We start from the raw sequence: 24,132 nt of genomic DNA on the forward strand, positions 1-24,132 counted from the left end.
GGACACTGCCAGACTCCCCATTCGAAGCCCAGCTCAAACGAGCTGGGCTTTGTGCATTCTGGCTCGGGTAACGGCCATGCTGGCTGTCCTGATTCCTGTTACTGCCTTCCTTCGCTGACCTTCCCTCCGCACAACGGATTCTTTTGCCCTCTGCGCGCCGCTGATCAGAAAAAAACTATCGTCTGTCGGAAAATTCTTTGCTGTTTTGCTGACGGTTTACGCTAATGGCGTAGAAATTTCTTGAGAATCGCCATGGCCGGGACGCGCTGCCTGCGTGGCTTTACCTTGATTGAGGTGGTGGTGGTGATGGCGGTGTTTGCCATTTTGCTGACCATTGCCTTGCCGTCGATGTCGCAGTTTGTGACGGAGAACCGGATCAAGCAAGCTGCCACCGATTTCGACATGACCTTGCTGAATGCACGCAGCAACGCCATGCGCATGGGTGTGCCTGTGGTGGTGTGCGCTTCCACCGGGGCCACCAGCAATAATGTTCCGAGTTGTGACGCATCCAGCTGGAGTTCCGGCTGGGTATCCTTTGTTGACTATCAGCGTACCGGTAGCCCGACGGCTTCCGGGGTGCTGGTGGTGCATGGTTCGATTCCGTCTTCCTTGTATGTCACCGTGACCCCGAGTGCGACCACGGCCTTCCAGTATCTGCCCGGTGGCCAGTTGCAATTGCAGGCCAGCGGTACTGGCGGATCGGCAGCCACAACCACCACCAAGATTGCCATTTGTGATGTGACAGGCAAGAGTTCGACCATGGCGCAACAGGTCAACATCCTGGCCAATGGCCGTCCGCAGCGCCTGAACCTGGGGACCTGTCCATGAACCGTCCCATGCCAGGAAATATCCGGCATGAGGCCGGGGTGACCATGATCGAGGTGCTGGTAGTACTGGTGATTGTGGCTATTGGCTTGCTGGGTGTTGCTGCCTTGCAGCTGAATAATCTGCGCTATTCCAGCATGAGCAGCGGGCGTCAGCAGGCGGCACTGGTGGCCGAGCAGCTGGCAGACCGTATCCGGGCCAATGCGGCGGCGGACTACTCCACTGCATCCGGCAGTTACAGCGGTAATTGTTATGCTGCTTCCGGCAATTGTCCGTCCACCACGCCAGCCAATCGCGCGGCCTTCGATCTGGCCGAGATGCAGGCCATTGCTGCCAGCAGTGGCCTGAGCAGCCCGGCATTGGCAGTCAGCAAGGTGTCCAGTGGCGGTGTGACATTCGGTTATCAGGTGACGGTGAGCTGGCAGGAGCGGGCGACCAGTGTGGCTTCGCAGACAGCGACCGCGTCCATGTCGGTATTGGTGAAACCATGAGCAAGCATCCTGTGTCCGCATTGCATGGTGGTGGCCGTTTTCAGGCGGGTTTCACCATGCTGGAGTTGATGGTGTCGGTGACCATCAGCTTTTTCATCCTGCTGGCCGTAACCAATATCTTTATTGCCAACCAGCAGACCCTGGCTGCGCAGTCGGGTAATGCGCTGATGACAGATAACGGCCGCATTGGCCTGGCGGTGATTGGCCGTCTGTTGAAGCAGTCGGGTTATTGTGATGAAGCGGCGTATAGCAATACCAATGCCAGTGGTAACTGGGTGGTGCCCTGTAATCACATCAATTCTGCCGCTGCATCGGGTAGTGCCGGGTCGGATGGTTTCAGCCAGATCAGCCTGAGTGCATCGGCTGCGGTGAGTATTGCCAGTGGCACCAGCAGTTTTACCCTGAGCAATGGCAATAGCACCAGCCTGAGTGCCATGGGGCAGAAGAGCGATGAATTGACCATCAGCTACATCACCGGCCCGCAGGCTTCTTCCAATACCGCCATGCCGGATTGTCTGGGTAATCCGTCGCCGGCGGCCAGCAATGTGATTGTGACCAACCGCTTCTACATCAAGGTTCAGGGCGTGGGGACTGGCAGTAGTCCGCAGGTGGTGCGACCGCAGCTGATGTGTGATGTCAGCTGGACCGACATCAATGGCAACGCCCTGTCCAGCGCGCTGACCAGCAGTCTGGTTTCATCGGGCATTGTGGCGGAGAACATCGAACGAATCGGTGTGCTGCTGGGTGTGGACAGTGCCAGCGATGGTCAGCCCGACTATTACACGCCGCCCAGCGCTTCCATCAGCATGAACAAGGTATATGCGGTGCGTGTGGTACTGCTGGCCAGGCAGGACCCGGTTTACAACCAGGCGCGGGCCGAGGCTTTTGGTGGTGCCACCTTCAATATGTTCGGTAGCAATTACGGTGCAACGGTGTCGTCCAGCGACAACTCCTGGGTGGCACCGCTGGCCTCGGGCACGGTGGCGTGCAGTGTCAGCAATCCGTGCTGGGCGCGTCGCCTGTATGACTCCACCTTTGTCTTGCGCAACAGGATGTCGTGATGCGAGCGCTTCCAATCAATCCTGCGCAACGCGGGGCCGCCCTCCTGGTGGTGCTGGTGCTGCTGGTGGCCATGATGCTGATCGGCCTCACTGCGTTTTATTCGTCCAAGCAAGAGGAACGATTGGCGCGCGCCGGGCGTGATGGCTTGCTGGCGCGGGAGGCCGCGGAGGCGGCCTTGCGCTATGCCGAGGGGCAGATTGCCAGTGGCGTGATCAGCGGCAACCTGGGTTTCAACAGCTGTCCCAATAGCGCATCCACCGGGCTGTGTTCCAACTATGCCAGTGGGCCGATGAGTGTTTTGTTGGCCTCTACTGCGATTTCCACCTCGCCCACTACGGTGGCTACGGTGCCCAGCAGTGCCTGGAATGGCGGCAGCCTGGGCAGTTTCAGCTTGCAAGCCCCGCGCTATGCCATTGAAGCCATTCCGGATCAGGCGCCGGGCAGTGATGCGAGCACGGAAAGTTATCTGTACCGGATTACCGCCTGGGGTTTTGGTTTCAACAGCAATATCGTGACGGTGACCGAGTCGGTTTACCGCCCGTCGAAGTAAATGGAGTCGGCAATGAAAACCAGATTGTGCCTGTCGGGAATGTTGCTGTGGGCTTGCTGCCTGTCGCTGGCGCAGGCTGCTTCGGCGGTGTCCATCGGTTCCCTGCCGCTGGCCGGTATCGGCTCTTCCTATGGCCCGAACGTGATGTTTGCCCTGTCGGTGGAATTTCCGACTGCGGGTTCGGCATTCAATACCAAGACATCCATCAGCAGCGTGGCGGACCTGGATGTTTCCGGCGTGGGTAATACCCCGTTTCTGGGATATTTTGATTATGCCAAGTGCTACAAATACAGCGGGTCTGGATCGACCGGCTATTTTTCGCCCTATGCCAGCGCCACGCTGACATCGGTCACGTATAACTCCACTGTTTACAAGATTTATACCTGTGATGGCACGGCCTGGAGCGGCAATTTGCTGAACTGGGCCACCATGACGGCCATTGATATTTTCCGTGCCACCCTGACTGGCGGTAACCGCGCGCTGGGAACCGGGGGCTGGTCATCGGGCAGTACCACAGCATCCACGCTGGTGAGTGATTATTCTGCCGGTGACTCCACCACCACCACCTATTTGCGCCGTGCTGCCGTGGTGCCCGGTCAGAACCAGAGCTACAACCTTACCGGCAAGGCAGTATCCGGCCTGACGGTAAGCGGTACCAATTATCTGGCCAAGGTCACGCCATATGCCAGTACCTATACCAATGTGTGGTTTAGCAACGGCCCCAATTACGGTAGCGGCTCTCATCCGTGGAGTGTGTCCATTTATCGGGCCAGCAGTAATAGCCAACCCAGCACCCCTTATGAAATTGATAACGCCATTGCCAAAGTATGTGTCAGCGGCATGGTGGAAACCGGCAGCACCACGCCTTACACCTGCAAGCAATATGGCAGCAATTACAAGCCGGAAGGGCTGATTCAGTCCAATGGCAGCAAGATGCGTTTTGGTGCTGCCAGTTATCTGGTGAACACCCAATACACCCAGGATGGTGGCGCCTTGCGAGCACGTCTGAAATACCCGGGTATTTCCCAGACAGTGACGGGTGGATCGGGCAGCAGTTACACGCTGGGCGCCGAGTGGAACAGCGATGGGACTTTCGTGGTGAATCCGGATGCCAACGACGCCGTTGCACATACCATTACCTCCACCGATACCTCAACAACCTATGGCAGCACGCTGGCGGTGTCCAATAGCGGGGTAGTCAATTACCTGAACAAGTTTGGCGACACCATTGCCAGCAATATCGGTTACAAGCAATACGACCCTGCCGCCCATCTGTACTATGCCGCGCTTCGCTATTTCCGTAATTACGGCAATTACTCCACCTTTACCAGTTCACTTAGTTCCAATACCAGCTGGCAAGGTGGCTTTCCGGCCATTACCGACTGGGATGATCCCATCCTGAATTCCTGTCAGAAAAACTTCATCATTTATATTGGTGACACCAATACGCACAATGATATTGACGTGCCCGGTTCCAGCTGGTCCGGCGCTGCCGTGCCGACCGATGACACCGCTTTCAACGTGACGACCTGGACCAAGAACCTGGGCACGGATGAGGGCATGACCGGCACCCAATACCAGACGGTGAATACCGGTTCCACCAACTCGCCACCGTATATCGCCGGCATGGCCTGGTGGGCGAATACCAACAATATCCGTACCAAGTCCGGGGACAGCAAAACGGCCAGTGTCAGCTCCTTCATGATTGATGTGGTGGAGGGCGGTAACTACAAAGGGGTTGGTAACTCTCCATGCTCCTCCAATTGGAGTTCCAGTGTCTGCAATGCCTTCTTCATGGCGGCAAAATATGGCGGATTTACCGACTCCAATGCCAATAGCTGGCCGGACCTTCCCAAGGAGTGGGCGTCGGCGGCCAGTGGCAGCACATCCACTACCGGCACCAGCTCCATTTCAGTGTTCCCCAGCCCGGCCACCGGTTATACCGGCACGCCAACCAACTATGCCCCGGCCAATAACCCGGCTGCCATGGTGACTGCGCTTACCAATGCGCTCAGTACAGTGTCCGGTGCTGCCAATGCATCGCAAGCCGGGTTGAGTGGTTCCTTCACTGGCAGCAAGGTGTTCACTGACAGTACCTATATATTCCAGCCAGCGTTCAACTCCACTGACTGGAGTGGTGACCTGATCGCCAACACCTATTCACTGACTACCAGTTCCACCGGTGGCATTACCGTGAGCTACACCCCGGCATGGCAGGCCAAGCTGAAACTGGAAACCCAGCTGAACAACAGTGTGAGCTCGCGTAATGTGCTGACTTACGACTACACCACCATGAGCGGTGCAACATTCAATACCAGCTGGTATTCCGCACTCAGCACCAAGACCGATGTCCCGACCGGTACCACCAGCTTCCAGTACACCGGGCTGAATGCCGGTGGTTACGGTACTTACCGGGTCAACTACCTGCGTGGTGACAAAACCCAGGAGGGCAGCTCCGCTTCGCCACAGTTCCGCACCCGCAACTACCGCATGGGCGATGTGGTGCATTCCACGCCGGTATTCATTCCCACGCCGACGGCGGACCCGAGCGGTTGTTCCTACGATGCCAATCTGTCCAGTCCGGCAACGGACCGGGCGACCATTTTTGCCCGGCCGGCCGCGGTGGCCGTGGCCGCCAACGATGGCTTCCTGCACATTTTCAATGCCACTTACGGCAGCAGTAATGTGGGCAATGAACTGGCTGCCTATCTGCCTGCCAGCATTTACCCCAATCTGCCCAATCTGAGCTCCACCAGCTATTCGCACCAGTTCTTCAATGACGGCTCGCCGCTCTACAAGGATGTGTGCTTCCGGTATGGCAGTAATGGCTCGGCACTGGCAACTCCGGAAGCCCGTTCGGTGGTGGTGGGGACGACCGGGGCGGGTGGCAGCAGCGTGTATGCACTGGATGTCACTCATGTGGACAGCCTGGGCAGCAGCAATGTGCTGTGGGAGTTCTCGGCCAAGGACGATGCCAAGCTGGGCTATACCATTGGCAGTCCTGTCATCACCAAGCTGGCAAATGGCCGGCCGGCCGTGATATTCGGCAATGGCTATAACCAGAGCAGCGGCACCACGGCCTCGCTGTTCGTGTTGTATCTGGACAAGCAGCCCGGCACGGCCTGGACGCAGGGCAGCAATTATTTCCGTATCGACCTGCCCACCCCCACCTTGCTGAATACGTCGCCCAATGGCCTGTCCGAGCCGGGCATCATCATCAGCAATGGTGCAGTAAAAACCGTGTATGCGGGTGATCTGAACGGCAATTTGTGGAAGTTCGACCTGTCATCCGCCACGCCGGGCAACTGGACTGCACCGACCACGCCGCTGTTCACCGCCTGTGCCGGTGCATCCACCGGCCAGACCGGTGGCACCCAGTGCACCGCCAGCACGGTGCAGCCCATCACTTCCGGGGTGAAGGTGACCCGTGACCCGCTGCGTGGTTATCTGGTGTTGTTCGGCACCGGACAATATCTGTCCGGCAATGACCTGAGCCAGAGCAATACCCAGACCCTGTACGGCATCCGCGACGATGGCACCCTGTCCGGCAAAACCACCATCTCGGCCAACCTGCTGGCGCAGAGCATCGGTTCGCAGGTGACGACCAGTACCGATATCAGCAACGGTAACTCGCTGACCTACTACAGCATCAGCAACAACACGACCTCCACCATCTCGTCGTGCTCCGGGGTCAACGGCTATCTGCCCAGTGGCTGCAACGGCTGGTATCTGCCGCTGACCGCCAGCGGTTTCACCAATAGCCGGGTGGTGACCACGCCGGCCTTGTACCAGAACACGCTGTCCTACTTCACCGCCATCACGCCTTCGTCCACCAGCGTGTGCGGCAGTGGTGGCACCACCACCTTGTTCGGCCTGAACTATGCCACCGGTGGCGGCACGACCTCGGCAATTTATGACACCTCAGGCAATGGCTCGATGAACAGCACCGACCAGGCAGCCAACGCGGTGACCAGCAACGGCATTGCGCCCGGAGGCCCCATGCTGGTGATGGTGGCCGGCAAGAGCTATATCCTTAACAGCACCGGCTCCAGCGGGGGAATCAGCATGCAGGGGAATGCCAACTACAGCACCATGTATGGCCGCCTGTCCTGGCGGGAAATCATTCAATCCTGGTGAGCAAGAACATGACGGATAGAAACAGCGGTTTTACCTTGATCGAAATGATGATCACCGTGGCCATCGTCGGCATTCTGGCGGCGATTGCCCTGCCGTCCTATCGCAACTACATCATTCGTGGTCACCGTAGCGAGGCGGAAACCGTGATGTTGCAAGTGGCGCAGGAGCAGGAGCGTTACTACACCATGAACAACCAGTACAACATCGGTGCCACCCAGGTCAGCCCGCTGGGGGCCACCGGCACCTCCATCCTGTACAACATCACCGTGGCCAGCGGCACGGCCCCGGCCGGTTTCCAGGTGAATGCGGTGCCGGCCAACAGCCAGTCTCCCGAGAGCCAGTGCGGCACGCTGACGCTGGATTCATTGGGCAACAAAGGGTCTAGTGGCACCTATTCCACCGCCGATTGCTGGAAGTAGGGCCGCCGCCGCATTCCGGCGCATTGTTTCTGTGTCGGCATGCAGCCTGAGGGCGTGACTACCGTATAATGTCGGCCAGTCACGCTCCTTACAGGCCTTGCCATGTCCTACCCCACACCTGCATTCGAAGACAAGATCTGCCCGCCGGAACAACTGGCACAGCGACTGGCGGCATTGCCGCGTCCCATCGTGTTCACCAATGGATGTTTCGACATCCTGCATCGCGGTCATGTCACCTACCTGGCACAGGCCCGGGCGCTGGGTGCCAGCCTGGTGCTGGGGCTGAATACCGATGCCTCGGTCAAGCGTCAGGGCAAGGGCGAGGACCGGCCCATCAATAACGAGCAGAACCGCGCCGCCGTGCTGGCTGCGCTGGAAAGCATCAGCCTGGTGACCTGGTTTGACAGCGACACCCCGGCCGAGCTGATCGAGCTGGTCAAGCCGGATGTGCTGGTCAAGGGCGGCGACTGGGCGGTGGACAAGATTGTCGGCAGCGCTGAAACCCTGGCCCGTGGCGGCCAGGTGCATTCCATTCCCTTCCTGTTTGCCACCTCCACCACGCAAACCATCAACAAGATCCGCGCAGCCGAGGATCAGGCGTGAGCGAACATGCATTTGCCGTACTGCGCCAGCTCAGCGATGGCCGCTTCCACTCCGGCGCCGACATCGCCCGCGAGCTGGGCTGTTCGCGCACGCTGATCTGGCAGGCGGTACATGCCATCGAACAGGAATTCGGCCTGACGGTATTCAGCGTGCGTGGCCAGGGCTACAAGCTGGCCGAGCCGTTCGAGTGGCTGGACGTGGCCCGCGTGCGCGAGGCGCTGACCTCTCCCGCAGCGGAAACCTTCACGCTGGCGGTGACCGAACGTACCGACTCCACCAACAGCCAGCTGATGGCGCGAGCGGCCAGCGGCGGCCTGCATGGCCTGGTGCTGGCGGCAGAAATGCAGACCGCAGGCCGTGGCCGACTGGGGCGACGCTGGCAAAACCGGCTGGGTGCCGGGCTGACCTTCTCACTGCTGTGGCGCTTTGACCGTGGTCTGGCCGAACTGGCTGGCCTGTCGTTAGCCGTTGGCCTGGCGCTGGCGCGTGCCCTGCACCGGCTGGCGGTGCCGGTACAGCTCAAATGGCCCAATGACGTGCTGCTCAATGGCCGCAAGCTGGCAGGTATCCTGATCGAGCTATCAGGCGATGCACTGGGGCCGGCTGCGGTGGTCATCGGCATCGGCCTGAATATCGACAACCCCGGCGCGGTGGATCAGCCGGTGGCCTCGCTGGCTGAGGCGGGCATCCAACTGGGGCGCAACCAGTTGCTGGCTGCCTTGCTCAGCGAACTGGCCGTGGTACTGGATACCTTCAACCGCGAAGGCTTTGCTGCTTTCCGCGAGGACTGGATTCGCTGCTCCAGCCACGAAAACGCACCGGTGCGGCTGAGTTTTTCCCATGGCGAACCGGTGGACGGCATTGCCCGAGGCGTAGCGGAAAACGGTGCGCTGCAAGTGGAAATGGCAGATGGCAGCCTGCGTATCTTCCATGCCGGTGAAGTCAGCCTGCGGAGCCGCACATGAAGCTGCTGCTGGATGCAGGCAACAGCCGCCTGAAATGGGGCGTGCATGATGGCGAGTGCTGGCAGGCACAAGGTGCGGTCAGTCATGAGCAGATTGCACAGCTGGCCGCGCAATGGGCTGCATGGCCGGTAGACAGCGTTTACGCCGCATCAGTGGCCCGTCCGGCCGTAGCCGATGCCATCACCCAGGCCGCTCCCTGTCCGGTGCAGTGGGTGCGCTCTGCCGCCAGCTTTGCCGATGTGCGCAATCACTACCGCAATCCGGCCGAGCAGGGCGCTGACCGCTGGCTGGCGGTGCTGGCGGCCCGCAGCCTGTGTGCGGGCGATGTGGTAGTAGCCTGTGCCGGTACGGCACTGACGGTGGAAGCCCTTAGCGCAGAGGGCGATTATCTGGGCGGAATGATTTTGCCCGGTCAGGCGCTGATGCTGCGCAGCCTGGCACAGGGAACCGCCCAGTTGGACCGCATTGCAGGCCAGGTGACGCCCTTTCCGCAAGGCACTGAAGACGCGCTGGCCAGCGGCGTGCTGGCCGCCCAGTGTGGTGCCATCGAGCGCATGTGCCAGCAGCTGGCTGTGCATACCGGGCGCACCGTGCCGCAGCTGCTGCTGACCGGTGGCGATGCCGCCTCCATTGCTGCGCAACTCGCCGTCCCGGCGACGATCGTGGATAATCTCGTGCTGATGGGACTCTTGAGAGTAGCGTGCGAATCATGAAGTGGTTTCTGGTACTGATTGTGGTGCTGAATCTGGCGGTGGCCGGTTATGGCAGCTTCAAGCAACGCCCGCCGGCGGACGTGCATGCGCAGGAAATCAGCCCGGAGCAGGTCAAGCTGTTACCGGCCGACTGGCAGCCGGCTTCCGGCCCGGCCGGTGAGGCCAGTGCGCCGCTGAAGGTGTTGGCATCCATGCCGCAAACCGAAGCGCTGAAGCCGGAAGACCTCAGCAAGGCTGCGTCGCAGCCGGTGGCCGCCAAACCGGCCAAGGCTGAGGCATCGGCAGCCACCGCCAAGGCTGAAGCAAAGAACCTGCCGCCAGCCAAACCGGTGGAAAAGCCCGCCGGGAAAACGGCTGAAAAACCCAAGACCGAAGCCATCAAGGCCGAGCCGAGCAAGGCATTGGCCTGCTACGACTGGGGCACGCTGGATGCCAGGCTGCTGACCCGGGTGAAGGGTGGTTTGCCCGGCCTCAAGCTCAAGCCCGAGCAACTGGTGGAAAGCAGCAAGGGCGAGGCCAAGGGCAATGGCAAGTTCTGGGTCTATCACCCGCCGCTGGCTACGCAGTCTGAAACCCAGACGCTGTCTGCCGAATTGAAAGACAAGGGTTTTGACAATTACATCGTGCACAGCGCGGAATTCAAGGGCAGCGTATCGCTTGGCCTGTTCGGCCAGGAGTCTGCTGCCAAGGCCATGCAGGCAAGGGTGAAAGCCGCCGGTTTTGACAAGGTGGCCATCGAGCAGAAAGGGCAGAAGTCTGCCGCGACGGTGCTCAGCTTCAAGGCGCTGGAGCCGCAGCAGGCCGAGCGTCTGCAAGCGCTGCAAAAGCGTCTGACGCCTGGGATTGCCTTGCAGCCTTGCCATTAATCGCGGCGGTCAAGACGGTGTGCTGTTGCTGACCTAAGCGGTGCTGACGAAGCAGGGCGCAACGCCAAGGCATTGCGCTGCCGCAAGCGCGCTGGCAATCAGGCTTGTCAGCAGGGGCTTGCAGGATGGATGATGAACGGCAATGGCGGTTGTCCCGCCTTGCCGTTTTTTCATGGTTCGCTATGTCCCGACGTTCAAGCAATATCACCCGCCTGCTGGACCGTGGCGCGTTCAACGACCGCGTCCTGCGTCAGCTGGGCGGCTCGATGGCCTTTATTGCCGGCGCGCTCAATGCCGGTGGTTTCCTGGCGGTGCAGCGTTACACCTCGCATGTATCCGGGGTGGTGTCCGGCATGGCCGACGACCTGGCCCTGGGTGAAGTCCGCCTGTCGCTATCCATGCTGATCATGCTGCTGTGCTTCATTGGCGGTGCCATGCACTCCACCTGGCTGATCCTGTGGGCCAGACGCCAGCGCCTGCGCGGTGGCTACGGGGTGTCGATGATGGAAGAGGCCGGTTTCCTGCTGCTGTTTGGCGTGCTGGGGGCCGGGCTGGCCAGCCACAAGGGCTTGTTCACGCCTCCCACCGTGATGCTGCTGTGTTTCATCATGGGCATGCACAACACCATTGTCACCAAGCTGTCCGGCGGCCTGCTGCGCTCCACCCACATGACCGGCATTGCCACCGATATCGGCATCGAACTGACCAAGATGAGTTACTACAATCATCTGCACAGCCCCAAGATCAAAGACATCAAATCCAACCGCAGCCGGCTGTGGGTATACAGCATGATTCTGACGGCCTTCTTCCTGGGCGGTGTGGTGGGTGCGCTGGGTTTCAAGCATCTGGGCTATGCCTTTACCCTGCCGCTGGCCTTGCTGCTGTTTGCGCTGGGCTTGCGCCCGGTGTGGTACGACATGCGCTTGCGCTGGCGCTGGTGGCAGCATCACCACGATTTGCGCCAGCCCTGAGGCGTCAACCAGCCTGCGCTGCGCACTGGCTGGCCGTGTCTGCCTGGCGGTTGCCGGGGTGGGCGGCCAGCAGGGCGACGGCGCTATGGTCCGGCCCGTCCAGCCGGGCCAACAAGGCATCACGCGCGCACAGGCTTTGTGTACCCAGCAGGCGACTGGCATAGGCGTCGGCCTCGGCCTCAAAGTCGGCCGGATATTTCATGTCCGCCAGCAGAATGGGTGCCACGGCCAGCAGGGTTGAACGGTCGCCACCAAACAGATTGACTGCCAGCGACACGCCACCGGAGCGGATCAGGCCGCGCAAGCCATGCCGCGCCTCGATATGGCCTACCGCATGGGCCAGCATGGCCTGCATTTCCAGCGGGCTTTTGCTATTGCGTACCAGCTGGTCGGTGACAATGATTTGCCCGCCGGGCAAGGGGATGATGTCCGGCCCCAGCTCGCGCGCATCCACCAGCTGCAAGTGATAACGATAGGGGCTGTTGCCCGGCACCAGCTGCTGCAATTGCTGTTGCAGTGCTTGCTGACGGCTGTCCGGCAAGCGGGAAGGGCGCAACGCGCTGGTTTTCTCCAGCAGGCTCAGGGTGGCGCTGGCCATCGCCTGTTCCACCGCTGGCGGGGTGCGGCGTGCCGCTTCGCTGGCAAGCCAGGGCAGGCCGTTGCGGTAGCCAAACCAGCAGGCCAGCAGCAACAACAGCAAGCCAGCCAGCCGCAGCTGCGGCCAGCAGCGCCGCAGGCCGTCCAGTATCCGCGCGGCCAGTGGCAGGTGGCCGGTCAGTTGCTGGCATTGATAGGCACTGGCCACTTCGATAATGCCGCCGTCCGGCAATTGCAGTCGGTCTGGCCGACCGGCCCGTCCGGGGTGAAAACTGACCTCCCGTGCCGGATAGCGATGCGTGTGCACCCCGTCGGTGAACACCAGATGATGGACATTGCGTTGCAGCATCACGGCTTTGCCGATCTGGCTGCGACCATCCAGATAATTGCCTGGCAGACTCATGGCAGATGAATCCTGTTGCGCGCAACCCGCGAACGGGTGGCAGGCTGGTAAAGGGCTGTGTGTTGTTCTCTTTCCTAATCTGTAGCGCAAGCCGACTGCTTTGGCAACGGTGCGCTCACGCCGGGCAGGCCTTGTCCGCCGCTATGGGCAGCTTGCGGTCTCTGCCAGCTTGCATGCTGCCTGCAGGCTATCGTTTTCTGTGCTGTACTGACAGCATTGTGCCGCTGTGGCACGGTTTGCTTGAAGAAGGGGGTAAGGATGATGCGCAAGCTGGGTGGGTTACTGTTGCTGACACTGGCGCACGGTGTGCTGGCGGCACCGCAGTTATTGCAAGGCAAGGTGGGACAGGCTGCGGTGGTGATGGAGCTGGACATTGCCAAGGACGGTGCGGTGGAGGGGCGCTATTTCTATCGCAAGCATCACCGCGATATCGCCCTCACCGGCAAGCAGCAGGCTGATGGCAGCCTGCAACTGGGTGAAAACCTGCAATACGACGAACAGCGCAATGATATTACCCTGCGCCCGCAAAACGGTGGCTGGGTGGGGGAGTGGCATGGTCCCAAGGCTGCCAGGCCGGTGCCGGTCAGCCTGAGTGCCTATCCCCAGGCGCAGTGGCCGGCCAGTAGCGATAGCGCGCTCAATCCGGTGCGCCAGCGTTCCGGCTACGACTATGCCCGCATGGTGGACTTGCCACTCAAGGCCGGCAAGCGTGAGCGGGTGCAGGGTTATACCCTGCAATGGTGGGACGAGCCGGTCAGCAAGATCCGCCTGTTCCGCGTGGTGGATGGTTATCCACAGGCCAGCCTGCAGCACATCAACCAGTTGCTGGCTGAGCGGCAGTGGCAGGAAGTGGCCAGTTATTTTGACTGCCAGCTGGGCGGCGCACGGACTGCCGGGGCCGACTTCGAACAAACGGTGACGCCGCGTCTGCTGGGTAGCAAGCTGCTGAGTGTCAGTATTTTCACCAGCTATTACTGTGGTGGTGCCCATCCCGACTTTGCCGATAATCCGCTGACGCTGGAGGTGGCCAGCGGCAAGCCCTTGCAGCTGGAGGACCTGCTATGGGCAGGCAAGGGCAAACCGCAACTGGCGCGCAAGGTCAGTGGCGAGCGGGCTGACTTCCAGTACGAGGAGAAGGTACTGGCGCCCTGGCTGGTGAGCACCATGACGCGGCTGTATCCGGCACAAACCAAGCCGGGCAAGGAGGACGAGTGCGATTACCGCGACCCGCAGGTGTGGCAGTTTGTCAGCTGGTATGCCACGCCGCAGGGGCTGGTGCTGGGGCCGTCTTTCGCCCGCGTGGCGCGTGCTTGCGAATATCCGGAATGGAGTGTGCTGCCATGGAGTGTGGTCAAGCAGCATCCGGGTGCGCGGCCCGACCTGCTGCCCTGATCAGGCCGCCTGGTCTGCCTTGGGCTGGGCGCGGTGGCCACGCAGCCAGCGCCCTTCTGCTGCACCGCGCTGCCATTCCATATAGCGTTCCCCGTGTTGCAAGGGCGTAAAACCCAGCTGGCGGTAAAAGTCGCCGGCATCACGCGAAACCAGCAAGAAACGGCGTAACTGTTGCAATTGCGGATGATCCTGTGCGGCGCGGATCATCGCCTGTCCCACGCCCTGACCGCGCCAGTCGGGCAGCACGAAGACATCAGACAGATAGGCAAAGCTGGCGTAATCGGTAATCACCCGGGCAAAGCCGATCTGCCGCTGCTGCTGATAGGCGGCAATGATCAAGGAATGCTGGATGGCACGTTCCAGCAGCGCAGCATCCATGCCGCTGGCCCAGTGCGCCTGGGTGGTGAGGAATTGCAGGATCATGGCGCGGTCCAGCCGTGCCGGGTCGTGCGAGATGTCCAGTTGCATGCGCGCTCCTCCCTCAAGGTGGATGTGGGCAAGTATCCGGCGCTTACATCACCACACCGTGACGGCAGGATGACAAGTCTTTTACCACGACCCCAGCTGGTGTAGCGGCAGCAGCAACAGGCCCAGCAGCAGGATTTCACACACTTCGATGCCTGCGCCCAGGCAGTCGCCGGTCATGCCACCCAGCTTGCGCTTGAGCCAGCCGCGCCACAGCAAGGCGGCCAGCGGTGCCAGCAGCAAAGCCGGGGCCAGCCACAGCGACAGACCCAGCAATGCCAGCAGGCCGATGACTTGTGCCCGCCATTGCGGCTGCCACGCAAAGCGTTCACCGCTGCCGGGTGCCAGTGCAGGCAGGGTGGCCGACCAGAACAGGGCAAACAGCCGCGCCCAGGCCGGTAACAGCAGCAGGCCGGGCAGCTTTTGAGGCTGACTGGCCAGCAACATCAGCAGCACCAGTTTGCTGACGATGGCGCAAATCAGCGCAATCACGCCAAAGCTGCCCACGTGCGGGTCTTTCAGTACCTCGAAAAAGCGCTCGCGCGAGCGATGGGCTGCGCCCATGGCATCACTCAGGTCGGCCAGACCGTCCAGATGCAGGCCACCGGTAATGCCTATCCACAGCAACAGGCCGGCCAGTGCCCCCAGCCAGGGGTCGTGCAAGCTGCCCAGCCACACACCCAGCCATAGCAGGCTGCCCAGCAACAGGCCGACCGGCGCAAACCAGCAGGCGCTGGCTGCCAGCCATTCCGGGTGGAAGGTGCGCAGCTGCGGTGTGGGCAGACGGGTGAGAAACTGGATGGCCAGAATCAGGCTTTGCCACCAGCGGGCGCGAGGGGCGGCTATCGGCTGGCTCATGCTTCGCCGGGGCTTTCCAGATGCATCAGATAGGCCGGGTGGCCTTCCAGAATGGACAGCTGGGCAAAGCCGCCGCGCTGCACGGTCATCAGCTTGGCCACGTCGAACTCAGTGCCTAGCAGCTCGGCCAACAGGGCGGTAATCACCCCGCCATGGCATACCAGTACCCGGTGGCTGCCACGCGCGGTCTGAATCCATTCGCTGAATCCGCTCAGCACCCGGGTGCGGAAGACTTCATAGCTTTCCCCGCCGGGCGGAATCAGCTCGCCCGCCGCCACGCGGCTGCCCCAGTCAGGATGCTGACCGGACAGCACCGCGCGCGACATGCCATCCCAGTCGCCAAAATCGAATTCGGCAAAGCGTTCGTCCACCTTCAGCGGCAGGGAGCCATGCAGGGCCTGATGCACGGCAAACTCGCGGCAGCGTTGCAGCGGCGAGGTGGCCATGCTGGTGACCGGTGCCAGCTGGTTCAGCCGTTGCCAGCTGCGGCTCATCTGCTCGCAGCCCAGCTCATTCAGTGGCAGGTCGGTGCGGCCGATCAGGCGGCCGTCGTGGTCGATTTCGCCGTGGCGCAGCAAGGTGAGCGTATAGGGGTTCATGCCTCAGTCTTTCTCGGTGACACCGGCCTGGGCAAACGTGGCCATTTCGGCGTGCAGCTTGATGGCCAGTTGCAGCAAGGGCACGCAGGTGGCCGCACCGGAGCCTTCGCCCAGCCGCATGCCCAGTGCCACCAGCGGGTTCAGTTGCAGTGCTTCCAGTGCCAGCTTGTGGCCGGTTTCTTCCGAGCAATGGCTGGCCAGCAGCCAGTCGGCCACTGCCGGGTCGATGGCGCGGGCGGCCAGGGCGGCGGCGCTGGCAATGAAACCATCCACCAGCGCAGGCACACCCAGTGCCGCGCCTTCCAGATAAAAACCCGCCATGGCGGCAATTTCCAGCCCGCCCAGTTCGGCCAGCACAGCCTGGCCATCCAGAGACTGGCCTTGCAGACGGTCCAGCGCCTGTTGCACCACGCGGCGCTTGTTGACGAGGCCGGCGTCGTCGATGCCGGTGCCACGGCCGACAATGCTGTCCGCGCTGTAGCCCGCCAGACGGCAGATCAGCGCGGCAGACGGCGTGGTATTGCCAATGCCCATGTCACCGGCAATCAGCAGATTGGCACCGTGTTCCACGGCGCGACGCGCCGCAGCGCGGCCCACTTCCAGCGCAGCAGCGCATTGTTCTGCCGTCATGGCGGCTTCCACTGCCAGGTTGGCGGTACCGGCGGCTACCTTGGCCTGCACAATGGGCAGTTCCGGCAGTTGACCCAGCACACCCACATCCACCACCTCCAGCCGAGCGGCAATGGCGCGGGCCAGCACGCAGATGGCAGCGCCACCGGCAGCAAAATTCTTCACCATTTCGCCGGTCACGATGGACGGATAGGCGGACACACCTTCTGCTGTTACGCCGTGGTCACCGGCAAACACGGTGATGGCCGGCTGCAGGGGGGCCGGAATGGTTTTGCCTTGCCAGGCAGCAAAGCGACAGGCCACCGTTTCCAGTACACCCAGGCTGCCAGCCGGTTTGGTCAGCGAATTCTGGCGTTGCAGGGCGGCTTCATGAAAAGCGTGGGCAGGAAGGGCAATGGCCTGGGGCATGGTGTGGTTTCTCGAGGTTGGCATGGACTAGAGCGCGACTCTAAGACATGGGGGGCAGCACGGCAAGCTGAATGCCCTCATGGCAATGGCATTGCTTGTTGCATATCAAGACTGTTCGTGCCAGATTGCCGCGGTTTCGCTCTATTCTGCCGTATAATCGCTGCCGGACAGGTGTCCGGATTTGCATGATCCGGATGAAACGGGAAGCCGGTACAAGCCGGCGCTGCCCCCGCAACGGTAAGGTCTGGCTGGTGGATACCGGCCCAGTTGTCGCCATTGCCACTGTTGCCCATCAGCAACGGGAAGGCGCGACAGCGCAAGACCAAGCCCGGAGACCGGCCTGTCGCTTATCGTCTGCCGCATGGCAGGCGGTCGCTGTATATCGCGGGGAGGCGATCTGGCAAACAGCAGGCAGGCTCATCAGCCCGTTCCGGTGTCATCCATTCTCCATGGCGCAAGCCATCCTCTTCGAACTTCCTGTGGCTGTGGCAGCGTTTGCCCGGCCGGTTTCATGTTTCTGGAGTGTGTGTTTCATGTTCAAAGCCCGACAATCCCTGTGGCTGCTGGTGTTGGCCAGTGCAGCCCAGGCCGACGTCCTGCCCGTTTTTCAGGGCGATGAAGTAGTGGTGACCGCTACCCGTCAGCCGCAATCGGTGGTCAAGACCTTGTCGGATGTGTCGGTGATCACCCGTGAAGACATCGACCAGTCCTCGGCCACCAATCTGCCGCAGCTGCTGGCGCGGGTGCCGGGCATCGAAGTGGTCAGCTCGGGCAATGTCGGCAGCCAGACCAGCCTGTATCTGCGCGGTAGCAATGCCAACCAGACTATCGTCCTGCTGGACGGCATGCGTATCGTCTCCGCCACCAGCGGCACTACCGCGCTGGAAAACATTCCGCTGGACAGCATCGAGCGTGTTGAAGTGGTGCGTGGCAGCAGCTCCAGCCTGTATGGCGCGGATGCCATTGGCGGAGTAATCCAGATCTTCACCCGTCAGGGTAGTGGTGCACCGCGCTTCAACGCCGCGCTGGGATTTGGCGACCATGGTCTGGTCAAATCCTCGGCGGGTGTCAGCGGCAAGGTGGACAATACCGCTTTCAATCTGCAGCTCAGCCAGGAGCAGACCGAAGGTTTCTCCGCCACGAATCCGCAAAGCAGCAGCTACAATGCCGACCGCGATCCCTATCGCAACCTGTCCTACAACGCCAGCCTCACCCAGACCATTGCCAGCGGACATGATATTTCGTTGCAACTGTTCCAGATCATGAGCAAGCTGGACTACGACGGCTATCAAAGCACCGGTGAGGACTTGCAGCACAGCCGCCAGACCGGCGCGGCACTGGAATCCAGAAACCGCTTCAACGATATCTGGAGCAGCACCCTGCGTTACAGCTACACCATGGACCGCCAGGAACACTGGAATAACGGTAATCTGAGCGCCCGGGTCGACTTGTATCAGACCGCCCAAAATGCCGTTCTGTGGCAAAACGACCTGCAAACCGGCTGGGGCAAGCTGCTGGCCGGTGCCGAATACACCGAACAACATGTGGACAGCAGCACCTCCTACGATGCCCACTCGCGTAGTAACAAGGCCGGCTTCCTCGGTTACAGCGGTGAATTTGGCCGCCATTTGCTGCAAGTCAGTGTCCGTCGCGACCAGAACGAGCAGTTTGGTGGCAAAACTACTGGTCAGCTGGGCTATGGCTACCGTCTGAGCGATGCCCTGATCGCGCGTGGTAGCTACGGCACCGCTTTCAAAGCCCCCACCTTCAACGACCTTTATTATCCGCTGGACCAATATGGCTATGCCGGCAACCCGAACCTGAAACCGGAAACCTCGCACAACAGCGAACTGGCCTTGCAATTCAAGGATAACGGCCGTTCGGCATCGTTGACGCTGTTCCGCAACAGCATCAATAACATGATTGCCATGACCTCCGACTACAGCACCGTGACCAATATCAGCCAAGCCACCATTCAGGGCGGCACGCTGGCCGGAGCCATGGCAACGGGTAACTGGGATTTGTCTGCATCCGCCACATATCAGGACCCGCTGGACAACGCCACTCATCAGCAATTGCAACGTCGCGCCCGTGCCTATGGACAAATGGCGGCTGCCTATGACTGGGGCAAGGTCACCACCGGGGTGGAGTGGCAGTTGAGCGCCAAGCGCCGGGATACCACCGATAGCGGCAGCAATGTCTGGCTGGGTGGCTATACACTCACCAATGTGTATGCCAATTACCGCTTTACCCGCGAGTGGGCGGCCACCGTCAAACTGAGCAATCTGTTTGGCCGTCACTACACCACGCTGTATGGCTATAACACAGCCGGGCTGGGTGGTTTTGTCGGTGTAAGCTACCAGCAGAAATAAACCGGCACGCCCATGGCGTGCTACTCCCGGGGGCACCTGACCCGCCCCCCGGATCATCAGGAAACCAGCATGACCCACCTGATCACCGGCGGTGCGCGTTCCGGCAAAAGCCGCCATGCCGAACACCTGGCCATCCAGCATGGCGGCCCGGTCTGCTATATCGCCACCGCCGAAGTGCGTGACGAAGAGTTTGCCGAACGGGTGCGCCAGCATCGCCTGCAACGGCCAGCGCATTGGCAAGTGCAGGAAGCCGGGCGTGACCTGGCCGGGCTGATTCTGGGCCACGACCAGGAAGACGGCCTGTTGCTGGTGGACTGTCTGGGCATGTGGCTGATGCGCTTTTTCGGTCCGGACGATAGCTTCGACGAAGTGGAATTCGCCCGGCAGCGGCAGTGGCTGCTGGAAGCCATCGATGCAGTACAGGGCCGCTTGCTGCTGGTCACCAATGAAATCGGCTGGGGCGTGATGCCGATGAGCCGCATGGCACGCCTGTATGGCGACCTGCTGGGGCGGCTGAACCAGGACGTTGCGGCCCGCTGTCAGCATGTCACCCTGGTGGCCTGCGGGCTGCCCTTGTTGCTCAAGGGCGGCTGATGCTGCTGCGCGCTTTTGCCCTGTGGCTGCTGTTGTGCGTCGGCCCGGTCCGTGCGGCAGTCAGTGCACCCGATGCCAGTGGCAAACTGCTGACCCTGCCGCAGGCGGCGCAGCGTATTGTTTCCCTGTCGCCCCATGCCACCGAAATGCTGTACGCCATTGGTGCCGGCCCACGGCTGGTGGCCACGGTGGACTACAGCAATTACCCGCCGCAAGCGCGTGTGCTGCCGCGGGTGGGCGGCTATAGCGGCATCAGCCTGGAAGCGGTACTGCGCCAGCGGCCGGACCTGGTGGTGGCCTGGCAGGACGGCGGCAACCTGCGCGAGCTGGAGCGTTTGCGCCAGCTGGGCGTGGCCGTGTTCATCAGCCATCCCTTGCAACTGGATGATGTGGCCACAGAAATGCAAAGCCTGGGCCGCCTTACCGGAACGCAGACCACGGCTGCCGCAGCTGCCTCTGCTTACCGCCAGCAACTGGCCACGCTGCGCCAGCGCTATGCCCGCCGTACACCGGTCAGCGTGTTTTACCAGATCAGTGCCGCGCCCATTTTTACCGTCAGCCAGCGCAGCTTCATGGGTGCCATGATGCAACTGTGTGGCGGGCGCAATGTGTTTGGCAGCCTGGGGCAAGCCGCACCGCAAGTAAGCATGGAGGCGGTTGTGGCGGCCCGGCCACAGGTGATGCTGGCTGCACGCGCTGACATCCTGCGCATGTGGGATCGCTGGTCCGCCCTGCCGGCCGTGGCGGCAGACACCCGTTACGTGCTGGATGAAGACCTGCTGACCATTCCGGGGCCACGTTTGCCGCAAGGTGCAGCGGCACTGTGTGCCACGCTGGACACAGCACGGCACAGACTGGGTTTGACGCTGGACTAGCTGGCCGTTATCCTCGCCGCCATGGACAAGGAACTGGAATATCTCGAATCCCGCGTGCAGGCCCTGGTTGCCCGCATCAAGGAACTGGAAACCCAGAACGGCCGTTTTGCCCAGGCGCTGGCTGAAGCGCTGAAGGAAAACGCCGAGCTGAATTTCCGCGTGAACGAAACACGCAGCCGCGTGGCCGCGCTGGTAGAACGTCTGCCCAAGGCAGAGGAACCGGAGCAGGCTGAAGGAGAGGCAGAATGAGCGATATCGTGCAGGTCGACATTGAACTCCTGGGCCGTCATTTCACCATCGGCTCGCCGGTGGATGAGCGTGAAACCCTGCTGGAGGCGGTACGTCTGCTGCAAGGCAAGATTGATCTGATCCAGCAGCACGGCAAGGTGATGGATGCCGACAAGATCGCCATCATGGCTGCTTTGAACATTGCCCATGATTTGTTGCGTACCAAAGTGGGAGAGGGCTTGGAAATGGCTTCATTCCAGCGTAAAATACGCAACATGAGCGAAGCAGCTGATACAGCGCTTCGCGAAAGCCAGCAAGCCTTGTTCTGATTTCTTACTTCAGGCAGGAACTGGCAGACACCCAGATCAGCTTATCCCCTGCGGTGTTCGTGAAGGCTAACAATTCCTTTGTACCAATGCGTTCGCTTTTGGCCGCCAGCGTGAGTCACGGGTGTGTCGCGTCCCTCGAGGATGCGCCCGAAGTGACTGGCAGGTAGCCCTCCCTGGAAACAGGGTACAAGCGAATTATGCCCAAACGACACTCGCGGGGGTCTCCCTTCCACGACCCGGCGCATCTTGCTCCGGGTCGTTTTCATTTGTCCCTTGATTGTCAGGCTTGCGCCATGTCCACTCCCGACACTGCCGTTAACGACAAGATTGCCCTGCGCAAGGCCGTGCGTCGCCAGCGCATGGCACTGACGCCCGCTTACCGTGCACAGGCCATGCGTGCGGTGGCACGTCATGCCAGCCGCTTATTGCGGCGCGGGCGGCGTATTGGCGGTTATCTGGCGGCCGGTTCCGAGCTGGATGTGGAAATCCTGCTCAGTAGCGCGTTACAGCGTGGTGCCAGCGTATGGTTGCCGCAAATTCCGGCCCGTGGCCGCCGTATGTGGTTCTCGCGTCTGACGGGGGACGGGCGGTGGTATCGCCATGCACGCTACGGCATCGTGGAGTTTGACGGCCCCTGCTTGCGAGCGGAAAAGCTGGATGTGCTGCTGGTGCCATTGCTGGCGGTGGATGAGGACGGTTATCGCATGGGGCAGGGCGGCGGTTTTTACGATAGCAGTCTGGCTTTCCGGCAGCGGCCGCGTCGCTACGGCAAGCCCTTGCTGGTGGGCGTGGCTTTCGATTGCCAGCGGGTGCAGCAGGTGCCGCGTGAAGCCTGGGATGTGCAGCTGGATTATCTGCTGACCGAAAGCGGCCTGCATCGTTTTGCCCGTCGCCAGCGCGCCAAAGCCTCCTGACGGAGGCTGTGGGCGGGATTGTGGCAGGTCGTGGCGGTTGTTTATCGCTCCCAGTGGTGGCCATAGCCATAGGCCGGGACGGCTACAACCGGAACAACGACTTCAGGTCGGTAGGCAACCCGTGGCGGAACAACGACGCAGGCGCTCAATGCACTGGCCAGCAATACGCCAATCAACAGGCTTTTCATGATTCTCTCCGGTGAACAAGGGCCAGACGGCCGCAGTTGTTTGTCTGCTTTCAAGCTTAATCGAACACAGCTGCTGCAAGATGGCGTAAATTGTTAAGACCACCTTCCATTGATTAACAGACATTTCCCATGCGTTATTGGCTGATGAAGTCCGAACCGGACGAAACGTCGATTGATGACCTGATGGCCGAGCCACAGCGGGCATTCGAGTGGACCGGCGTGCGCAATTACCAGGCGCGCAATTTCATGCGTGATGACATGCAAGCAGGCGACCGGGTGCTGTTCTGGCATTCCAGCTGTGCCGAGCCAGGCATTGCCGGTCTGGCCGAGGTGGTGGGCAGCGCCCATGCCGACTCCAGCCAGTTTGACCCGGCCAGCCCGTATTACGACGCCAAATCCACGCCCGAGGCCCCGCGCTGGCAGTGTGTTGACGTGCGCTTCCTGAGCAAGACCCCGCTGCTGACACCTGCCTTGTTACGGCAGCACCCGCCGCTGGAGCAGATGCAGGTGCTCAAAAAAGGCAACCGCCTGTCGATTACCCCGGTCAGCCAGACCGAGTGGGAATACATCACCACCCAGCTTTGCTGAGGCAGTCTGTCTGGAGCGCAATGCTTTATCCGCCGATTGAACCATTCAGCCAGGGCATGCTGCCGCTGGATGGCCTGCATCAAATGTACTGGGAACAATGTGGTGCGCCGGATGGCCAGCCCGTGCTCTACCTGCATGGCGGGCCGGGTGATGGCTGTGCTCCGGCCAGTCGCCAGTTGTTTGATCCCTCCCATTACCGAGCCATCCTGTTTGATCAGCGCGGCAGTGGCCGTTCGGTGCCGCGAGGTGAATGGCGCGACAACACCACGGCGCATCTGATTGCCGATATCGAACGCTTGCGCGAGCATCTGGGCATCGAGCGCTGGCTGCTGTTTGGCGGCTCCTGGGGCAGTACGCTGGCACTGGCCTATGCCCAGGCTCATCCGCAGCGGGTGACCGGACTGGTCCTGCGCGGCATTTTCCTGGGGCGGCAAAGTGAAATCGACTGGTTCATGCATGGCATGGGGCAGTTTCACCCGGAAGCCTGGCAGGAGTTTGTCGCACCGATTCCGCCCGCCGAGCGCGGGCAGCTGCTGCAAGCCTATTACCGCGGCCTGTGCGATCCCGATCCGCAAGTCCATCTGCCGCTGGCGCGCAGCTGGGGCCGTTACGAGGCCAGTTGCGTGGCCTTGCGTCCCCAAGCCGACACCATGCTGCGTGCCGGCAGCGAGTATCTGGCCTTGCCACTGGCGCGGCTGGAAGCCCATTACTTCATCCACCGCATCTTTCTGCCCGAAGGGCAGTTATTGCAACAGCTTCAGCGCATCCGTCACTTGCCGGCCATCATCGTGCAAGGCCGTCATGATGTGATCTGCCCGCCGGCCACGGCGCACGAACTGGCCCGCCACTGGCCGGAGGCCGAATTCCAGCTGGTGGAAGCTGCCGGTCACTCCTTGTGGGAAGAAGGCATTTTGCAGCGGCTGTTGCAGGCACTGGAGCGCTGCAAGCAGCTGCCGCGCTGAACTGCCGGTAGTCGGCTGCCGGTAAAAAAATGCAAACGCCTTTGTGATGGCCCGCTGCCTGGTGCAGCCTGTGTGGCGACTGGCCGGCACCGGGTTTGCCAGGGCTGGCGGCAACGGGGGCAAGCGTT

26 protein-coding genes, 1 other RNA gene and 1 riboswitch are annotated in these 24,132 nt (G+C 61.3%); of the genes, 21 read left to right on the forward strand and 6 right to left on the reverse strand.

Translation table 11 applies throughout. The annotated features are described in order from the left end of the window. Positions 1 to 252: 252 nt before the first annotated feature. From ACE3SE_RS05500 to ACE3SE_RS05550, 11 genes are all read left to right on the forward strand, one after another. On the forward strand, positions 253 to 828 hold the full coding sequence (locus ACE3SE_RS05500; RefSeq protein ID WP_052693830.1) for a GspH/FimT family pseudopilin: 576 nt from the start codon (positions 253 to 255) through the stop codon (positions 826 to 828). Positions 829 to 836: 8 nt separating this feature from the next. Then, positions 837 to 1,316 (forward strand): type IV pilus modification protein PilV, encoded by a 480-nt coding sequence (gene pilV / locus ACE3SE_RS05505; protein WP_165494130.1) that lies wholly within the window; start codon positions 837 to 839, stop codon positions 1,314 to 1,316. Continuing rightward, the gene (locus tag ACE3SE_RS05510) at positions 1,313 to 2,377 is read left to right on the forward strand and encodes a PilW family protein (RefSeq protein WP_374554174.1); all 1,065 of its coding nucleotides are present in this window, start codon (positions 1,313 to 1,315) and stop codon (positions 2,375 to 2,377) included. Before pilV ends, ACE3SE_RS05510 begins: the two co-directional genes overlap by 4 nt. Beyond that, positions 2,377 to 2,928, forward strand: coding sequence for a pilus assembly PilX family protein (locus ACE3SE_RS05515; RefSeq protein WP_131357074.1), 552 nt, complete (start codon positions 2,377 to 2,379; stop codon positions 2,926 to 2,928). Before ACE3SE_RS05510 ends, ACE3SE_RS05515 begins: the two co-directional genes overlap by 1 nt. 12 nt (positions 2,929 to 2,940) lie before the next feature. Beyond that, positions 2,941 to 7,065 carry a pilus assembly protein gene (locus ACE3SE_RS05520; protein ID WP_374554175.1) on the forward strand — a complete coding sequence of 1,375 codons (4,125 nt, stop codon included), beginning with the start codon at positions 2,941 to 2,943 and terminating at the stop codon, positions 7,063 to 7,065. Between the two features lie 8 nt (positions 7,066 to 7,073). Further along, a complete protein-coding gene (locus tag ACE3SE_RS05525; protein WP_374554176.1) occupies positions 7,074 to 7,484 on the forward strand; it encodes a type IV pilin protein in 411 nt (136 codons plus the stop codon). Positions 7,485 to 7,586: 102 nt separating this feature from the next. Next, entirely contained in the window at positions 7,587 to 8,087 is a 501-nt protein-coding gene (gene rfaE2 / locus ACE3SE_RS05530) for a D-glycero-beta-D-manno-heptose 1-phosphate adenylyltransferase (protein WP_062791484.1), read from the forward strand. Next, positions 8,084 to 9,052 (forward strand): biotin--[acetyl-CoA-carboxylase] ligase, encoded by a 969-nt coding sequence (locus tag ACE3SE_RS05535; RefSeq protein WP_374554177.1) that lies wholly within the window; start codon positions 8,084 to 8,086, stop codon positions 9,050 to 9,052. Before rfaE2 ends, ACE3SE_RS05535 begins: the two co-directional genes overlap by 4 nt. Continuing rightward, a complete protein-coding gene (locus tag ACE3SE_RS05540; RefSeq protein WP_374554178.1) occupies positions 9,049 to 9,765 on the forward strand; it encodes a type III pantothenate kinase in 717 nt (238 codons plus the stop codon). The genes ACE3SE_RS05535 and ACE3SE_RS05540 overlap by 4 nt, the downstream gene beginning before the upstream one ends. After that, positions 9,762 to 10,631 carry an SPOR domain-containing protein gene (locus ACE3SE_RS05545; protein WP_374554179.1) on the forward strand — a complete coding sequence of 290 codons (870 nt, stop codon included), beginning with the start codon at positions 9,762 to 9,764 and terminating at the stop codon, positions 10,629 to 10,631. Before ACE3SE_RS05540 ends, ACE3SE_RS05545 begins: the two co-directional genes overlap by 4 nt. A gap of 182 nt (positions 10,632 to 10,813) precedes the next feature. Further along, the gene (locus tag ACE3SE_RS05550; protein WP_082086342.1) at positions 10,814 to 11,602 is read left to right on the forward strand and encodes a YoaK family protein; all 789 of its coding nucleotides are present in this window, start codon (positions 10,814 to 10,816) and stop codon (positions 11,600 to 11,602) included. Between the two features lie 4 nt (positions 11,603 to 11,606). Here the strand turns inward: ACE3SE_RS05550 and ACE3SE_RS05555 are convergent, their stop codons facing one another. After that, on the reverse strand, positions 11,607 to 12,602 hold the full coding sequence (locus ACE3SE_RS05555) for a M48 family metallopeptidase (RefSeq protein WP_374554180.1): 996 nt from the start codon (positions 12,600 to 12,602) through the stop codon (positions 11,607 to 11,609). A 258-nt stretch (positions 12,603 to 12,860) separates the two neighbouring features. On the opposite strand from ACE3SE_RS05555, the gene ACE3SE_RS05560 reads away from it, so the two are divergent. Continuing rightward, positions 12,861 to 13,994 carry a hypothetical protein gene (locus tag ACE3SE_RS05560; protein ID WP_374554181.1) on the forward strand — a complete coding sequence of 378 codons (1,134 nt, stop codon included), beginning with the start codon at positions 12,861 to 12,863 and terminating at the stop codon, positions 13,992 to 13,994. Here ACE3SE_RS05560 and ACE3SE_RS05565 read toward each other — a convergent pair whose 3' ends face one another. The 4 genes from ACE3SE_RS05565 to cobT form a co-directional block, all read right to left on the reverse strand. After that, the gene (locus ACE3SE_RS05565; protein WP_374554182.1) at positions 13,995 to 14,462 is read right to left on the reverse strand and encodes a GNAT family N-acetyltransferase; all 468 of its coding nucleotides are present in this window, start codon (positions 14,460 to 14,462) and stop codon (positions 13,995 to 13,997) included. A gap of 81 nt (positions 14,463 to 14,543) precedes the next feature. Further along, the gene (gene cobS, locus ACE3SE_RS05570) at positions 14,544 to 15,317 is read right to left on the reverse strand and encodes an adenosylcobinamide-GDP ribazoletransferase (RefSeq protein WP_374554183.1); all 774 of its coding nucleotides are present in this window, start codon (positions 15,315 to 15,317) and stop codon (positions 14,544 to 14,546) included. Then, entirely contained in the window at positions 15,314 to 15,916 is a 603-nt protein-coding gene (locus ACE3SE_RS05575) for a histidine phosphatase family protein (RefSeq protein WP_131357094.1), read from the reverse strand. The genes cobS and ACE3SE_RS05575 overlap by 4 nt, the downstream gene beginning before the upstream one ends. A 3-nt stretch (positions 15,917 to 15,919) precedes the next feature. Next, the gene (gene cobT / locus ACE3SE_RS05580) at positions 15,920 to 16,954 is read right to left on the reverse strand and encodes a nicotinate-nucleotide--dimethylbenzimidazole phosphoribosyltransferase (protein WP_374554184.1); all 1,035 of its coding nucleotides are present in this window, start codon (positions 16,952 to 16,954) and stop codon (positions 15,920 to 15,922) included. 152 nt (positions 16,955 to 17,106) lie between these two features. Beyond that, positions 17,107 to 17,312: riboswitch (cobalamin riboswitch) on the forward strand. 175 nt (positions 17,313 to 17,487) lie between these two features. Here cobT and ACE3SE_RS05585 point away from each other — a divergent pair. From ACE3SE_RS05585 to ACE3SE_RS05615, 7 genes are all read left to right on the forward strand, one after another. Next, positions 17,488 to 19,326 carry a TonB-dependent receptor domain-containing protein gene (locus tag ACE3SE_RS05585; RefSeq protein WP_374554185.1) on the forward strand — a complete coding sequence of 613 codons (1,839 nt, stop codon included), beginning with the start codon at positions 17,488 to 17,490 and terminating at the stop codon, positions 19,324 to 19,326. Positions 19,327 to 19,395: 69 nt separating this feature from the next. Beyond that, entirely contained in the window at positions 19,396 to 19,920 is a 525-nt protein-coding gene (cobU, locus tag ACE3SE_RS05590) for a bifunctional adenosylcobinamide kinase/adenosylcobinamide-phosphate guanylyltransferase (protein ID WP_374554186.1), read from the forward strand. Then, on the forward strand, positions 19,920 to 20,795 hold the full coding sequence (locus tag ACE3SE_RS05595; RefSeq protein ID WP_374554187.1) for a cobalamin-binding protein: 876 nt from the start codon (positions 19,920 to 19,922) through the stop codon (positions 20,793 to 20,795). Before cobU ends, ACE3SE_RS05595 begins: the two co-directional genes overlap by 1 nt. 21 nt (positions 20,796 to 20,816) lie before the next feature. Further along, positions 20,817 to 21,044: a hypothetical protein gene (locus ACE3SE_RS05600; RefSeq protein ID WP_045845837.1), complete on the forward strand. Its 228-nt coding sequence runs from the start codon at positions 20,817 to 20,819 to the stop codon at positions 21,042 to 21,044. Beyond that, on the forward strand, positions 21,041 to 21,352 hold the full coding sequence (locus tag ACE3SE_RS05605; RefSeq protein WP_045845836.1) for a cell division protein ZapA: 312 nt from the start codon (positions 21,041 to 21,043) through the stop codon (positions 21,350 to 21,352). The genes ACE3SE_RS05600 and ACE3SE_RS05605 overlap by 4 nt, the downstream gene beginning before the upstream one ends. Before the next feature lie 42 nt (positions 21,353 to 21,394). Beyond that, positions 21,395 to 21,577, forward strand: a non-coding RNA gene (gene ssrS / locus ACE3SE_RS05610) — 6S RNA. Positions 21,578 to 21,645: 68 nt separating this feature from the next. Then, positions 21,646 to 22,266 carry a 5-formyltetrahydrofolate cyclo-ligase gene (locus ACE3SE_RS05615; RefSeq protein WP_374554188.1) on the forward strand — a complete coding sequence of 207 codons (621 nt, stop codon included), beginning with the start codon at positions 21,646 to 21,648 and terminating at the stop codon, positions 22,264 to 22,266. Positions 22,267 to 22,307: 41 nt separating this feature from the next. Here the strand turns inward: ACE3SE_RS05615 and ACE3SE_RS05620 are convergent, their stop codons facing one another. Next, complete coding sequence (locus ACE3SE_RS05620) at positions 22,308 to 22,454, reverse strand: hypothetical protein (RefSeq protein ID WP_165494134.1); 147 nt, start codon at positions 22,452 to 22,454, stop codon at positions 22,308 to 22,310. Positions 22,455 to 22,583: 129 nt separating this feature from the next. Here ACE3SE_RS05620 and ACE3SE_RS05625 point away from each other — a divergent pair, with 129 nt between their 5' ends. Both ACE3SE_RS05625 and pip read left to right on the forward strand, forming a co-directional pair. After that, complete coding sequence (locus ACE3SE_RS05625; protein WP_374554189.1) at positions 22,584 to 23,042, forward strand: EVE domain-containing protein; 459 nt, start codon at positions 22,584 to 22,586, stop codon at positions 23,040 to 23,042. Between the two features lie 20 nt (positions 23,043 to 23,062). Next, entirely contained in the window at positions 23,063 to 24,004 is a 942-nt protein-coding gene (gene pip, locus ACE3SE_RS05630; RefSeq protein WP_374554190.1) for a prolyl aminopeptidase, read from the forward strand. The last annotated feature ends 128 nt before the right edge of the window (positions 24,005 to 24,132 follow it).

It is taken from the genome of Aquitalea pelogenes, from assembly GCF_041914625.1.
Lineage (GTDB): Bacteria > Pseudomonadota > Gammaproteobacteria > Burkholderiales > Chromobacteriaceae > Aquitalea > Aquitalea pelogenes.

Coding starts and splice junctions, on each gene's coding strand:
- ACE3SE_RS05585 (WP_374554185.1), top strand. CDS start 17,488: ATGTTCAAAGCCCGACAATCCCTGTGGCTGCTGGTGTTGGCCAGTGCA.
- pilV (WP_165494130.1), top strand. CDS start 837: ATGCCAGGAAATATCCGGCATGAGGCCGGGGTGACCATGATCGAGGTG.
- ACE3SE_RS05550 (WP_082086342.1), top strand. CDS start 10,814: ATGTCCCGACGTTCAAGCAATATCACCCGCCTGCTGGACCGTGGCGCG.
- ACE3SE_RS05600 (WP_045845837.1), top strand. CDS start 20,817: ATGGACAAGGAACTGGAATATCTCGAATCCCGCGTGCAGGCCCTGGTT.
- ACE3SE_RS05510 (WP_374554174.1), top strand. CDS start 1,313: ATGAGCAAGCATCCTGTGTCCGCATTGCATGGTGGTGGCCGTTTTCAG.
- ACE3SE_RS05540 (WP_374554178.1), top strand. CDS start 9,049: ATGAAGCTGCTGCTGGATGCAGGCAACAGCCGCCTGAAATGGGGCGTG.
- ACE3SE_RS05565 (WP_374554182.1), bottom strand. CDS start 14,462: ATGCAACTGGACATCTCGCACGACCCGGCACGGCTGGACCGCGCCATG.
- ACE3SE_RS05545 (WP_374554179.1), top strand. CDS start 9,762: ATGAAGTGGTTTCTGGTACTGATTGTGGTGCTGAATCTGGCGGTGGCC.
- ACE3SE_RS05615 (WP_374554188.1), top strand. CDS start 21,646: ATGTCCACTCCCGACACTGCCGTTAACGACAAGATTGCCCTGCGCAAG.
- ACE3SE_RS05595 (WP_374554187.1), top strand. CDS start 19,920: ATGCTGCTGCGCGCTTTTGCCCTGTGGCTGCTGTTGTGCGTCGGCCCG.
- ACE3SE_RS05520 (WP_374554175.1), top strand. CDS start 2,941: ATGAAAACCAGATTGTGCCTGTCGGGAATGTTGCTGTGGGCTTGCTGC.
- ACE3SE_RS05515 (WP_131357074.1), top strand. CDS start 2,377: ATGCGAGCGCTTCCAATCAATCCTGCGCAACGCGGGGCCGCCCTCCTG.
- ACE3SE_RS05500 (WP_052693830.1), top strand. CDS start 253: ATGGCCGGGACGCGCTGCCTGCGTGGCTTTACCTTGATTGAGGTGGTG.
- ACE3SE_RS05525 (WP_374554176.1), top strand. CDS start 7,074: ATGACGGATAGAAACAGCGGTTTTACCTTGATCGAAATGATGATCACC.
- rfaE2 (WP_062791484.1), top strand. CDS start 7,587: ATGTCCTACCCCACACCTGCATTCGAAGACAAGATCTGCCCGCCGGAA.
- ACE3SE_RS05575 (WP_131357094.1), bottom strand. CDS start 15,916: ATGAACCCCTATACGCTCACCTTGCTGCGCCACGGCGAAATCGACCAC.
- cobT (WP_374554184.1), bottom strand. CDS start 16,954: ATGCCCCAGGCCATTGCCCTTCCTGCCCACGCTTTTCATGAAGCCGCC.
- cobS (WP_374554183.1), bottom strand. CDS start 15,317: ATGAGCCAGCCGATAGCCGCCCCTCGCGCCCGCTGGTGGCAAAGCCTG.
- pip (WP_374554190.1), top strand. CDS start 23,063: ATGCTTTATCCGCCGATTGAACCATTCAGCCAGGGCATGCTGCCGCTG.
- ACE3SE_RS05625 (WP_374554189.1), top strand. CDS start 22,584: ATGCGTTATTGGCTGATGAAGTCCGAACCGGACGAAACGTCGATTGAT.
- ACE3SE_RS05605 (WP_045845836.1), top strand. CDS start 21,041: ATGAGCGATATCGTGCAGGTCGACATTGAACTCCTGGGCCGTCATTTC.
- ACE3SE_RS05555 (WP_374554180.1), bottom strand. CDS start 12,602: ATGAGTCTGCCAGGCAATTATCTGGATGGTCGCAGCCAGATCGGCAAA.
- ACE3SE_RS05620 (WP_165494134.1), bottom strand. CDS start 22,454: ATGAAAAGCCTGTTGATTGGCGTATTGCTGGCCAGTGCATTGAGCGCC.
- ACE3SE_RS05560 (WP_374554181.1), top strand. CDS start 12,861: ATGATGCGCAAGCTGGGTGGGTTACTGTTGCTGACACTGGCGCACGGT.
- cobU (WP_374554186.1), top strand. CDS start 19,396: ATGACCCACCTGATCACCGGCGGTGCGCGTTCCGGCAAAAGCCGCCAT.